Source organism: Bacillus sp. TH50, assembly GCF_016650565.1.
GTDB lineage: Bacteria > Bacillota > Bacilli > Bacillales > Bacillaceae_G > Bacillus_A > Bacillus_A mycoides.
In genome coordinates this window covers 1,559,863-1,572,681 of sequence record NZ_JAEKFM010000007.1, presented here as the reverse complement: position 1 = coordinate 1,572,681, position 12,819 = coordinate 1,559,863, and the positions used below count along the sequence as shown (strand labels likewise).

14 protein-coding genes are annotated in these 12,819 nt (G+C 34.5%); 5 read left to right on the top strand and 9 right to left on the bottom strand.

What is annotated here, in order from left to right; all coding sequences use genetic code 11:
* Positions 1-22: 22 nt before the first annotated feature.
* Entirely contained in the window at positions 23-967 is a 945-nt protein-coding gene (locus tag JFU23_RS25160; RefSeq protein WP_002012312.1) for an L-lactate dehydrogenase, read from the top strand.
* 112 nt (positions 968-1,079) lie between these two features.
* Complete coding sequence (locus JFU23_RS25155; protein WP_002086206.1) at positions 1,080-1,364, top strand: YesK family protein; 285 nt, start codon at positions 1,080-1,082, stop codon at positions 1,362-1,364.
* Between the two features lie 46 nt (positions 1,365-1,410).
* On the opposite strand, the gene JFU23_RS25150 is transcribed toward JFU23_RS25155, so the two are convergent.
* From JFU23_RS25150 to JFU23_RS30970, 3 genes are all read right to left on the bottom strand, one after another.
* On the bottom strand, positions 1,411-2,430 hold the full coding sequence (locus JFU23_RS25150; RefSeq protein WP_201032991.1) for an AI-2E family transporter: 1,020 nt from the start codon (positions 2,428-2,430) through the stop codon (positions 1,411-1,413).
* A gap of 159 nt (positions 2,431-2,589) precedes the next feature.
* A complete protein-coding gene (locus JFU23_RS25145) occupies positions 2,590-4,200 on the bottom strand; it encodes an amidase family protein (RefSeq protein ID WP_201032990.1) in 1,611 nt (536 codons plus the stop codon).
* A 107-nt stretch (positions 4,201-4,307) separates the two neighbouring features.
* On the bottom strand, positions 4,308-4,442 hold the full coding sequence (locus tag JFU23_RS30970; protein WP_002012306.1) for a hypothetical protein: 135 nt from the start codon (positions 4,440-4,442) through the stop codon (positions 4,308-4,310).
* A 189-nt stretch (positions 4,443-4,631) separates the two neighbouring features.
* Between JFU23_RS30970 and JFU23_RS25140 the strand changes: the two genes are divergently transcribed.
* A complete protein-coding gene (locus tag JFU23_RS25140; RefSeq protein WP_201032989.1) occupies positions 4,632-5,051 on the top strand; it encodes a GNAT family N-acetyltransferase in 420 nt (139 codons plus the stop codon).
* Between the two features lie 164 nt (positions 5,052-5,215).
* Here JFU23_RS25140 and JFU23_RS25135 read toward each other — a convergent pair whose 3' ends face one another.
* The 4 genes from JFU23_RS25135 to JFU23_RS25120 form a co-directional block, all read right to left on the bottom strand.
* Positions 5,216-5,818, bottom strand: a complete 603-nt coding sequence (locus JFU23_RS25135; protein ID WP_159146463.1) for a nitroreductase family protein — start codon at positions 5,816-5,818, stop codon at positions 5,216-5,218.
* A gap of 73 nt (positions 5,819-5,891) precedes the next feature.
* Positions 5,892-6,542, bottom strand: coding sequence for a DsbA family oxidoreductase (locus JFU23_RS25130; RefSeq protein WP_002064866.1), 651 nt, complete (start codon positions 6,540-6,542; stop codon positions 5,892-5,894).
* Between the two features lie 103 nt (positions 6,543-6,645).
* Positions 6,646-7,077, bottom strand: a complete 432-nt coding sequence (locus JFU23_RS25125) for an Rrf2 family transcriptional regulator (protein ID WP_002186124.1) — start codon at positions 7,075-7,077, stop codon at positions 6,646-6,648.
* Between the two features lie 119 nt (positions 7,078-7,196).
* Positions 7,197-8,066: a LysR family transcriptional regulator gene (locus JFU23_RS25120; protein ID WP_002012297.1), complete on the bottom strand. Its 870-nt coding sequence runs from the start codon at positions 8,064-8,066 to the stop codon at positions 7,197-7,199.
* Between the two features lie 97 nt (positions 8,067-8,163).
* On the opposite strand from JFU23_RS25120, the gene JFU23_RS25115 reads away from it, so the two are divergent.
* Positions 8,164-9,069, top strand: coding sequence for a DMT family transporter (locus JFU23_RS25115; RefSeq protein WP_137058018.1), 906 nt, complete (start codon positions 8,164-8,166; stop codon positions 9,067-9,069).
* A gap of 185 nt (positions 9,070-9,254) precedes the next feature.
* Positions 9,255-10,031, top strand: a complete 777-nt coding sequence (locus JFU23_RS25110) for an alpha/beta fold hydrolase (protein WP_201032988.1) — start codon at positions 9,255-9,257, stop codon at positions 10,029-10,031.
* 118 nt (positions 10,032-10,149) lie between these two features.
* On the opposite strand, the gene JFU23_RS25105 is transcribed toward JFU23_RS25110, so the two are convergent.
* Both JFU23_RS25105 and JFU23_RS25100 read right to left on the bottom strand, forming a co-directional pair.
* Positions 10,150-10,770 (bottom strand): YcnI family copper-binding membrane protein, encoded by a 621-nt coding sequence (locus JFU23_RS25105; RefSeq protein ID WP_002126863.1) that lies wholly within the window; start codon positions 10,768-10,770, stop codon positions 10,150-10,152.
* Positions 10,771-10,805: 35 nt separating this feature from the next.
* The gene (locus JFU23_RS25100; RefSeq protein WP_201032987.1) at positions 10,806-12,455 is read right to left on the bottom strand and encodes a copper resistance CopC/CopD family protein; all 1,650 of its coding nucleotides are present in this window, start codon (positions 12,453-12,455) and stop codon (positions 10,806-10,808) included.
* Positions 12,456-12,819: the final 364 nt, after the last annotated feature.

The following is a 12,819-nucleotide window of genomic DNA, read 5'->3' as shown; positions in this document are numbered from 1 at the left end:
TGAAATTGCGAGGAATTTTGAAATGAAAAAAGGTATTAACCGTGTTGTATTAGTAGGAACAGGAGCAGTTGGGTGTAGTTATGCTTACTGCATGATTAACCAAGCTGTAGCTGAAGAATTTGTTTTAGTGGATGTAAATGAAGCAAAAGCTGAAGGAGAAGCAATGGACTTAAGCCATGCCGTTCCTTTCGCACCAGCTCCAACAAAAGTTTGGAAAGGTAGTTATGAAGATTGTAAAGACGCAGATCTTGTTGTAATTACAGCTGGATTGCCACAAAAGCCAGGTGAAACACGCTTAGATTTAGTTGAGAAAAACGCTAAAATTTTCAAGCAAATTGTTCGTAGCATTATGGATAGCGGCTTTGATGGCATCTTCTTAATCGCAACAAACCCTGTAGATATTTTAACTTACGTAACTTGGAAAGAATCTGGTTTACCGAAAGAACGCGTAATCGGTTCTGGTACAACTCTTGACTCAGCTCGTTTCCGCTATATGTTAGGTGAGTACTTCGATATTGGACCTCATAACATTCACGCTTATATTATCGGAGAGCATGGTGATACAGAACTGCCTGTGTGGAGTCACGTATCAATTGGTATTCAAAAACTACAAACGCTTCTTGAAAAAGACAACACATATAACCAAAAAGATTTAGATGATATTTTCGTAAACGTTCGTGATGCAGCTTATCACATTATTGAACGAAAAGGTGCTACATACTACGGCATCGGCATGTCACTTTTACGTGTTACGAAAGCAATCTTAAGCAATGAAAACAGCGTATTAACTGTATCAGCATATCTTGAAGGTCAATACGGCCAACAAGATGTTTATATCGGCGTACCTGCTGTTTTAAACCGCGGCGGTGTTCGTGAAATTTTAGAAGTTGAACTAAGTGAAGAGGAAGAATTAAAATTCGATCACTCTGTTCAAGTGTTGAAAGAAACAATGGCTCCTGTTCTTTAATCATATTTTTCAATCAAAAAAGCAATCCGATTTATATTGGATTGCTTTTTTATATTTTTATAGTTCCCCCTCAATTTAAACGGTAATATTATCTATAAAAAGGGGTGATTTCATGAATGATTCTTTGACGATTGCAATCCTCTTGCTAGCTGTAGCATCCTTAATACTTTTCCTCTTCTTAATCATCAGAACGCTATTTCCAACTAAAAAATATGATAAGAATCTCGGATTGATTCTAATTATTTTAAGCTTGTTAGCAATACCGATAAGTATCTTCCTTGTAGGAGGATGGGCAGGTATGGGAGTTAGTGTAATCGCAGTCTTTATTTTTGCTGCTGTTATTATAGCTTTAATTGCAAATACCTTCATTAAACTACCTCCTCCAAAGAAAAAATAATAAATGACCGATGTTTTCATCAAGAGAAAACATCGGTCATTTTCTATCACTTATTATCTTTAATCGGTTCATCATTATTTACATCAAGTACATCTAATAAAAAGATAAAGATTGGAATCCCAATAATAAGCCCCCATATTCCGAGGAAATGCTCTGAAAAGATAAGAATCATAAATGTATAAAAAACAGGTAAATTCGTTTTTGCAGACATAAATTTTGGATTTAATAAATAACTTTCAAGAGCGTGGATTACTGTAATGAACACTAGTATGTAAACAACATACACAACCCCGCCGACGTTATAGGCAATGATACAAAGTGGAAACAAGGAAATAATAACACCAGCAACCGGAATCAAACCGAGTAGAAAGACCATGACAGCCAATACAAGAAGCTGTGGAAATCCTAAAATGACAAGTGCAATTACAGTGAGTACACAATTTACAACCGCAATTAAAAACTGTGCTTCAATCACTTTTCCGAACGATCTCGCAAACCTTTCACCGAAATATGCAATCTCCTCATAAAAAATTTTCAGCTTACTATCTTTAAATTTCGAAGTAAATGCTATAATGCGTTCTTTTTCTAATAGGAAAAATAAGCTTAAAATAAGAGAAAGTAGTATTTGTAAACTGACTTTTCCTATGTTTGCTATCGATTGATAAATGACATCTACACCTTGTTCGATATATTTCGATACTTCCATTCCATTAATTGTCGAAAGTGCATATTTAATTATCTCGTTATCAGGTGGGTTTTGAAAAAACAATTTAAATTGATAAATTAATTGTGAAATTTGTATCGTTAGTACAGGCAAATATTTATATAGTGTAGTTACAATAAACGTCACTAACACAATATATAAACAAGCAATAACCACTTTCCTATTTACTTTCAATTTTTTTGAAATAAACTTTTGAAATCGATCCATCAAAAACGTGAGAATAAACGTAATTAATATTAAATTAATCATACTTTTTAATCCATACAATACAAGCACTAATATTATTAAAACGAGAAACCGTTGAAACCCTCTGCTTCGAAAGAAATTTTTCACTTCATTCATTAAGAATTAACCTCCCCCTTCAATGGATGGAAATTGGATATATTACATTTTATGAACTTCTATAGACAATCTTTCTTACTAATTGGAAAGAATCCTTTTTTTCTTTTTTATTGTCGGATTTTTTTATCTACTACTTTTCTAAAAACTACTTTATCAACTCTATATTTTAGGAGATCGTCTATTTTTAGATTGCTGTTCATACGCATATCCAATATTAAAAAGTTCTTTTTCACCAAACTGTTTCCCAACAAACACTACACCTACCGGCTGACCATCAGAATCATATCCTGCCGGCACTGCTAATTCTGGATAACCAGCCACAGCTGATAGAAGAACTTCATCGTTATTAATCATCACAAGAGCATCCAAACCTTTTTCTACTAAATACCTATCAAGCTCTTTTCTTGCATTTTCTTGACTCGTTTGAACTATTTTTTCAAACTCATCTTTCGTTATAGCAGATTTCTCAGAACCCTCAATTAATGTTTGTCCATACTTTATTCGTCGTTTACTATCCTTTTTATTAAACGCTATAATCTCTTCTAACGATTTTACTGGCACATTTTTTTGCCGTGAAAGATAATCGTTAACATTATGCTTGAACTCATATTCTAATGTTTGCAGATTATCTACACCCTCGCTGTTTAACTGAACATCATCAGTCAATATTGCACCTGCATCTTCAAGGTCCTTTCTAATCTTTTTCGCTACTGCTTTTCTAATTTCATCTTGTTGTTCTATAGAAAAAAGAATCCCTATCTTTTTCCCTTTTAATCCATCTATCGATAACTCCTTCGTATAATCCATTCTATCTCTATCTTTCATTTTTTCTATCATAGCATCTTTTCCATCATAACCTACCATTGAATTAAATAGCGTTGCTGCATCTTTGACCGTTCTTGCCATTGGCCCTGCTGTATCAAGTGTTTCAGCTAACGGGATAATTCCTGTTCTGCTAACCATACCTAAAGACGGACGTAACCCAACTACTGATTGTTGCGTTGCCGGTGCTACTATGGATCCCGTCGTTTCCGTCCCGATTGCAAGCGGTGCAAAATCAGCTGCAACTACTGTAGCAGATCCTGAACTCGATCCTGATGTATCAAATGTAATCGGGCCATATGGATTTAAATTTTGTCCTTTCTTCCCACTATATCCACTTGGCATTGTAAAAGATAAATAATTTGCCCATTCAGACATATTCGCTTTTCCTAAAACAAAAGCACCTTCTTCTTTCAACTTCTTCACGATCGTCGCATCTTCATCTGCAATCCAATCTTTTAATACATAAGTTCCTGCGCTTGTCGGCATCACTTTTTCCGTTTGTATATTATCTTTTACAATGAAAGGAATGCCATATAAGTTCGATTTCTTCTTTAACGCTCTCTCTTTATCTAACTTTCGTGCTACTTCCATCGCATTAGGATTAATCTCTGTAACAGCATTTAATGTCATTCCATTTTGATCATGTTCTTGTATTCTAAAAAGATAAATACTCGTTAATTCTTCATATGATAATTTCCCATCATCAACCATTTTTTGAAGCTCATCCACAGTCGCATTTACAACTTCTTTTTCTTTTATCTTTATATTATCTATGTCGATCCCTTCAAGCTGATTATGTATCGGTTTTAACACTCTGTCTTTATCATATACAATACGCTCAGGTTCCTTTGGAAAATAATTTTTATACACGTAATATCCTCCGGCACACGCCAATAGAACAATACCTCCGGCGATAGACAACGTTATCTTTACCCATTTTTTCATGTTGCTTCCTCCACTCTAAAAGTTGCTCATTTATATAAAAAAGAGAGTTACCTTTTACTTAACTCTCTCCAATCAAAATGCTAAATGAAAAAATGAAAGATTTCAATCTAATTACTTTTTTTTTGCATTTGCTTTGCTAACAATTCCTTCACCTGATTATATGTTAATCCTGAATTTTTATTTAAACGTTTCACTTCATCAACATCAGTACCTACCACTGTATATTTTTTCTCATCATTCATTTTTCTACTTCCTTTCTCACCGGATTATTTCTTATATTTCTTCCCTAAACTCTTATAAATTAACACAAATACAAATAAGGAAACTACACTAAATTCAATAACTAAAAGGAGTTCTGTTGCGTAAGAGGAATAGATAAAAATATGTCGAATTTATATACTTATTGAATTTAAGGACATGGAGGATGCATTTTGAAAACATATGAGTTTAAACATAACATTCCAACATTGGAAGAGTACAAATATTTGTGTGATTCTGTTGGATGGACTAATTATATGAATTTTGAAGTAGCGGATACTTCACTGAAGCATTCTATTCACTGCATCACGGTCAAAGATAATGAAAAAATTGTGGGCATGGGGAGAATTGTTGGTGATGGATCTATCTATTTCTATATTCAAGATATAGTGGTTCATCCGGATTATCAGAAACATGGTATTGGGAAAAAAATAATGCATCTTTTGGTTGCATACTTAAATGAGAATGCCCCTGATAAGGCGTTTGTCGGTTTATTTGCATCACAAAGTAAAGAATCGTTCTATGAAAAATTTGATTTTAAAAATTACTCACCAAACATGACGGGGATGTTTACTGTCATTTCAAAAACATGATAGATTTTTAATTGTAGGGAAAACTTCGATTCATATGAAAGAAATTATTCTTGCAGTAACCTTTTCCACAATCGCATTTAAACATTACATACGAAAGGAGAGTACATATATAGCTATATATGTACTCTCCTTTCATTTATTTAACTCTGTATATATTAAATTTCTTAATAAAATTTCACTACATCTTCAGTAGGTAAGAATGTTCTTTCCCCTGGTTGTTCATTTGGCTCACCAAATGGCATTTGTCCTACTAAACTCCACTCCGCTGGAATATTCCATGTTTCTTTCACTTCAGCATCTACGATTGGATTGTAATGTTGTAATGATGCGCCAATTCCTTCAGCTGATAATAACATCCATACAGTATGTTGTAGCATTGCATTTCCTTGATGAGACCAGAATGGGAACTGATCTTTATATAATGGTGCATTTGCTTGCATTTTTTCTACTGTTGCTTGATCTTCAAAGAATAGAACTGTTCCTACACCTGCATGGAAGCCTTTTAGTCTTTCTACTGTTGCTTCAAAATTTTCTGCTGGCACGCGTGATCTAAGTGTTTCTTTTACGATATCCCAAAACTTTTCATGCTCTCCATCCATTAATACGACCATACGGCCACTTTGCATATTGAAAGAAGTTGGTGCGTGTAAAGCTGTTTTTAAAACTTCTTCAATTCTTTCTTTTGTTATTGTAGCACTTTTTGTTACTTTACGAATTGAACGACGGTTCACGATTGCTTCTTTTAAATTTGTTGTAGTTGCTGACATTTTAATTCCTCCAAATATATGTTTTATTATTTTTATTTAAACAAATAAACTTGAGCCTTTCATGCAAGACGAATTAGCAATATCCATCCGTCTTACATTGCATACCTTCAAATGAATTTGTTTTATCCTTTTCGATTTCTTTATCAATTACTCTTTCTAGCGTTTCTTTACTAGCAAGTCCTTGAATGACTTCATCTCCAATCATGACAGTTGGAACAGCCATAATATTTGCTTCATCATATGCATGCTGAATTGCTTCTTGATGTTTTTCTTTATATTTACGATTTACTAAAGCATCTTTAAATTCAGCTTCAGGAAGCCCTACTTCTACCGCTAATTTCGTTAATACATCAATATCTTCAATGTTTTGCTCTTCTTGAAAAAACGCAGTAAATACTCGGTGATGATACTCATTTCCAAGTCCACGCTCTTTCGCGAATTGGCACCCTTCAAAAGCTAAATGTGTATATGGATGCGGAGAAACGCGTGGCAGACGCATTTCAACCCCTAATTTTTTTGCAGTAGGAAGAATGAAAGAATCCCATGAGCCTAACTTATCTGGCTCGTTCCAAGGATCTATTTTAGAATATGGACTTGGACGCAATTCAAATGGCATCCATTCGATTTCTACATCTTTCTCTTTCGCTACTTCATCTAATGGGCCTTTTGCTAAAAAGCAAAACGGGCATATAAAATCTGAGTACACTTTCATTTTTACAGTCATATCTTTTACACCTTACCTTCTTTTTATTTTTAGATGTAACCAAAACAGTTACAATTTTAAGAAAAAAATATGCATTCTCTTTTAGAGACTTGCAATTATCATATTATGCTTTCATTTTTTGTTGTAAAGATTCAAATAACTGCCCCATCGTAATATTTCTCAACACTTCTTCCATCGCAGATTGCGCCTGAACTAAAATAACCTCTAAAACAGCTTGAATATTCGCCCCAATTGGACAGTCTGGATTCGGTTTTTCATGAATGTGAAATAGTTTGTCTTCTTCCACTACATTCACTGCATGATACACATCTAATAATGTGATTTCATGTAAATCCTTTAATAATCCCGCGCCACCTGGTCCGCGATTTACGTAAACAAATCCAGATTGTTTCAAGTAAGACATTATTTTACGAATGACTACCGGATTTGTATTTACACTTTCGGCCATATAGTCCGAAGTACAAACTGAAGATGGATTGTTTTTCAAAATAGATAAAATATGAACAGCTATAGAAAAGCGGCTACTAATTTTCATTGTGATTACCACCTCGATGTAATCATTATAGTTACAACGTGAATATAAGTCAATCCTTTTTACAAATTTTTTAAAGCAAATAAAAAAGTGCCCCATTACAATATATGAGACACCTCTTCTTATTCTGCAAACAAGTCTTGAAATTCTTCAATAAATAGCTGCACAGCGATTGAAGAATCCTTTAATGAAGGAACAGCTAAAGCAATCTCTCTCCATACTTGTGGTTCCAATTCTCTCGTTTGTATATTCTTTGGTAAACTCGTTAAAGATAACTCAGCCAAAATTGCGATTCCTAATCCTTCTTGAATCATATTTAAAGCTGTTGTAACTGTGGAAATTATATATTCAGCCCGAAGTGGTACGTTCGCTTGTTTAAACATATCGATAATGGGTGGTTCGTACCCACCCTTACATAATATGATTGGTTCATTCTCTAAATCACCTATTGTAATAGAATCGTTCTTACAAAGAGGATGATCCTCTCTTAAGACGACAACCATTTTCCCCTTCGTTAAGGGCACGATCTCCATATCTTTATTAGGCAAAATAACAATTCCTATATCAACAACCCTCGATACTAACCAATCTTCAACTTCTTTAATCGTGCCTTCACAAAGAACGACTTCTAAGTTCGGATACTTCTCCTTAAATAGATTTATCATTTTGGGTAAGAAATGTGCAGAAGCACTCGGAAAACTCCCAATTCGAATCGTCCCAACTTCGTGCCCTTTCTCCATCGCTACTTCTTGTTCAATCTTCTCAACGCCGTTTAAGATTTCTCTAATATGTACAAGAATTCTATTTCCAACATCCGTAACGATTAGCCCTTTTCGTTTATCGCGTATAAGAATGGTAACTCCTAACTCGGACTCAATGCTTGAAATCGCATGACTTACAGCTGGCTGTGTCATATTTAACATCCCAGCAGCCTTCGTAAAACTCCCTAATTCAACCGTTTTAATTAAAACTTGAAGTTGTGTAATGGTCATAACTAATCACTTATACTCCTTATAAAAAATATTCATTTTATTTATCATAGTCGATATCATATCATAGTGAAATGGAATACAACAAGGAGGGATTACAGTGACACAGCTTTCTCGAACTAAGACGGCCATAATCCTTACATTTCTCGTTATTATGTGGGGAATTAATTGGCCGTTATCAAAATTCGCTCTGCATTACACACCACCCCTACTCTTTGCAGGGATTAGAACATTAATAGGAGGATTTATCTTACTTACTTTCGCATTACCGAAATACAAACAATTAAATTTAAAGGCAACTTGGCATTTATACTTTATTTCATCTTTACTCAATATTATTTTGTTTTACGGACTACAAACTGTCGGACTTCAGTATATGCCCGCCGGACTCTTCTCCGCAATCGTATTTCTCCAACCTGTCTTACTCGGCATTTTCTCATGGATTTGGCTTGAAGAATCTATGTACGGCTTGAAAATTTTCGGACTTATTCTTGGATTTATTGGTGTTGGGGTTATTAGCTCTAGTAGTTTAACTGGACATATTTCTATTATCGGTGTACTACTTGCTTTAGGGTGCGCTATCGGCTGGGCACTCGGCACAGTATTTATTAAGAAAACTGGACACCGCGTTAATGCCATTTGGATGGTAACACTTCAGCTTATTATTGGCGGACTTTGCTTAATCGGATTTGGTTCAGAATTTGAGAGCTGGTCTAACATCGCTTGGAGTATACCATTTGTAAGTGTACTACTATTCATCTCGTTCTTTGTTATTGCAATGGGATGGCTCGCTTACTTTACACTTGTAGGAGCTGGTGAGGCAAGTAAAGTTGGGGCTTATACGTTCCTTATCCCACTGATCGCTATTATTGTAAGCTCTATTTTCTTACATGAGGCCATTACAATTAGCTTATTCATCGGACTTTTATTTATTATCGTAAGCATTTGTTTTGTAAATATAAAGCCGAAAGCACTTGCTGTAAGGCAGCAAGTTGAAGTGAAATAAATAGATATGAGAAAGAGTCTACCACTTGTAGGCTCTTTCTTTTTTACCATTTTATGAGTACAGTCACTTAACATCTTAGCAAAAGGAAAATTTTTCTTTTTTATTGTATGATGATAATTAAGTAGAAAATATTATCTCTAATACATATGTATGGACTAACAATTCTAATCATAAGGGGGAATTATATGGTTTTACAGTATAAAGAATTTGGAGATTCAAGCTCTCCACTTATGGTTTTTATTCATGGGGGCGGAGTCAGTGGATGGATGTGGGACAAACAAATTAAACATTTTACTAACTTTCACTGCCTTGTTCCTGATTTACCCGAGCAAGGGAAAAATAGTAGTAAGGATCATTTTTCAATACACTTTAGTGCTGAAAAAATCATTGAATTAGTTGAAGAAAAAGGACAAGGTAAAACTGTTATAGTAATCGGTTTTTCGTTAGGTGCTCAAGTATTAATTGCAATGCTCAGTATGAAACCAAACTTAATTCAATACGCTATGATAAATAGCGCATTAGTTAAACTAATTCCTTTCGCTAAAACATTAATAAGATCCCTTGGCTTAACCTATCCACTTATAAAGAGTAAGACGTTTTCCAAAATACAAGCAAAATCAATGTACATAGATGAAACACAATTTGATAACTATTATCATGAAAGTTGTCAAATAAGTAAAAATACATTTGTGAGGATATTAGAAGAAAATATGTCGTTTACAATACCAAAAGGTTTCGAGAATGCTAGTAGCAATATATTAGTGACTGTTGGAGAAAACGAAAAAAGAATCATGAAAGACTCGATGACTGCAATCCTTGAAAGCAATCCTAATTGCACAGGTATTATCATTCCTAAAATCGGTCATAGAATCCCTTTAGCAAATCCCCAACTATTTAATACTTTAATTGAAAACTGGCTTAAGCATGATAACCTACCAGAAGAAGTAATGACAGTCAATTGAGTTCCTTATCTTAATAAACCATGTTGTATTTGTAGCTCTAATCCCCCTCGAAGCTGCTTAATCTCAAAATTTTATTAACAAAGGTCTCATTACTTTCAATGAGACCTTTCAATGTTCCCTACTTTTTACGACGTACTACAAAAACACACGTACCTACGGAAGATACAATCGCTAAAACTGATAAGACAATTGCTATTGTTTGCATATTACTTGTACCTTCATTTTTTTCCACACTAGATACTTCACCATGTTCTCCTGTTAATGATGTACCTTTTGCAATCGTAGTAAGTGAGTGGGGCTTTTCAGCTTTCTCATCGCCTGTCCATTCAACAATTTCTCCATCTTTATATTGTTGATATGCATTCCAAGCTATTTGTTGCTCTTTATCTGGATTTTTAGCAACGAAAGTAAATCGTTGGAACTGACCAGGTAAAATCCCTTCTCCTGTTGCTTCCCATATTACAGTTTTAACTTTTCCAGCTGCATCTTTTTGTTCTTCCACTTTCCACCCTGGCACTGGCTCGTACTGTTGAAACTCGACTCCAGACGGTATTTTCAGTGTGACTTTTGTTGTTGCCATATTCTTTTCAACAGGTACCTTTATTGTATAAGTCTCCCAAGAGCTAACGTCAGAAGTTGCTGGTTTCACAGTTACGTGAGCACTAACAGGTAACGAAAAAATCCCCATTGCAATTATTGTTGCGATCATTGTTGTTCCTAATTTTTTTATACGTTTCATTTTCTATAAACTCCTTTTCATTTATAACTTCTTTTTTATCTGCCACCTACAATAAATTTATAATCCGTATCGAAACTATCAAGAGATTTTGTTAATCCGTGAACTTGTATATTCCAGTTTCCTGTCATGTTAATATACATACCTTCCGCTTCATATTCTCCCGGTGACACTGCCGAAACTTTAAATGAACCTTTGCCCATATTCATATCTAAAGATTGAGTCGTCAATACAATTTGTTCCATATCAGTAACAGGCTGTCCATTCTCATCCTTCAAAGTAATATGAAATGTATTCTGTCCTACCTTATTAGGACTTACATGTAAAGTAAGTTCATATCCACTATCTAATTGTTTGCTCTCTGTAAAAGGTCCCGTAGGAGGCATCGGCGGCGTTTGTACATTTGTCATAAAAGCTACGATTACGAAAACGATAATTCCAATGATAAACTCTACTTTCACCGTAGCTCCTAACCTTTGCTGCGCTCGCATTCTCCCTTTCACATAATGAATAATTCCCAATATCCCCATACACACGAATAAAAGTATCTTTGCTAATAAGGCCAATCCATACTTCGTATCAAATAAGGAATGGATCGTGGGAATAAAAAATGTACTGTTAAAAAGACCCGTTAATAAAATCACAATGACAGCACCTGTTGCCCATGGCGAAAAACGCTTAATCGCATCCCAATACATAGTCCACTTGTCATCCTCTTTACGTAACAGAAGAACAATCGATGATAGCCCCCCCATCCATAACGAAGCTGCGAATAAATGCAGAAAGTCCATAACGACAGCAATTTCTTTAAACTTTAATCCATATGCATGACTATTGAAGGCTTTCATAACAAGTAACCCAATAAATAATACAATTGGAATGCTCCATACTTTAAACGACGAAAGCCTCTCACTCTTCACTGCAAAATATGTAACAATCATAAGCGTACTAATAAGAGCCATTTGAGTGATCCATACATAACCAAAAACAGATAGCTGTAATGTTTCTTTTAATAATAAAGGATCGAATGCTTCTAGCCATGAAACATCAGCATTTATTTTCGCTTGCAACGGTAAATTGAAAAGTAAACTAATGAATATCCCAAATAATGATATCCATATTATTTTCTTACTCCTCGACTGAACTTGACTTGCACTTCCTTTATAAAGGATAAGATTAAATAATAGAACACCGATAAATAGAGAAAAATTTGTATATAAAATTCCGCGTTCCATAATCATATCGATTTGGGGAACATAGCCCATCTCTTCTACTTTTATATCATCTGTTCCCGCTTCTGCTAATCCAATACGGAATGGAATAACTCCTTGAATCGGATGTCCATCAGCTGAAATAGCTTTCCACTGAATAGAGTAGAGACCATTTTTGAGATTCTCTTTTAACCCAGCCTCTAATATTTTTTTGTTTTTCTTATCAATATGAGCATCTTTTAAATCTACTCTTTTACCTGAGGTGTCTCTTACGAACAATGTATTAAAACTTGAAACTTGTATGTCCTCATCGAATTCAATTTTCACAACAGATGGTGCTTTCTTTAACGTTTCATTTTCAGCAGGATTTGATTTCACAACATACGCATGAGCAGATGCGCTTTTTGGTATCAATATGATAAACACGCACGCTATTAATAGCCATGCCCCTAACCTTCGTATTACTTTCACAATCATTTCACTTCTTTCTTTTTCGTCACTACACTTTCATTACTTTTTACTTCCCAAGTTTTATTTCTTAATAAAATATTAACCTGATTAAGTATAAGGATCTATTTAGTATCACTCTCTATTTATTCCTCACCTCTACACTTCTAACAAAATAGTAGCTACTTATATATATATTACTTATATTTTTAAAGTAGATTATCATTATAGCATAAAATATATTTATGTAAGTTTCTAAAGAAGAAAAGTTATCGTGAATCATTTATGAAGAAAATGTGAAATACATAAAGTGAAACTTTAATCAGTGGGACTTTTACGGGCATTCGATCTCCCACCTAAATCCCTCGCATTCTCCGACTTTTGAAGCGGGAAT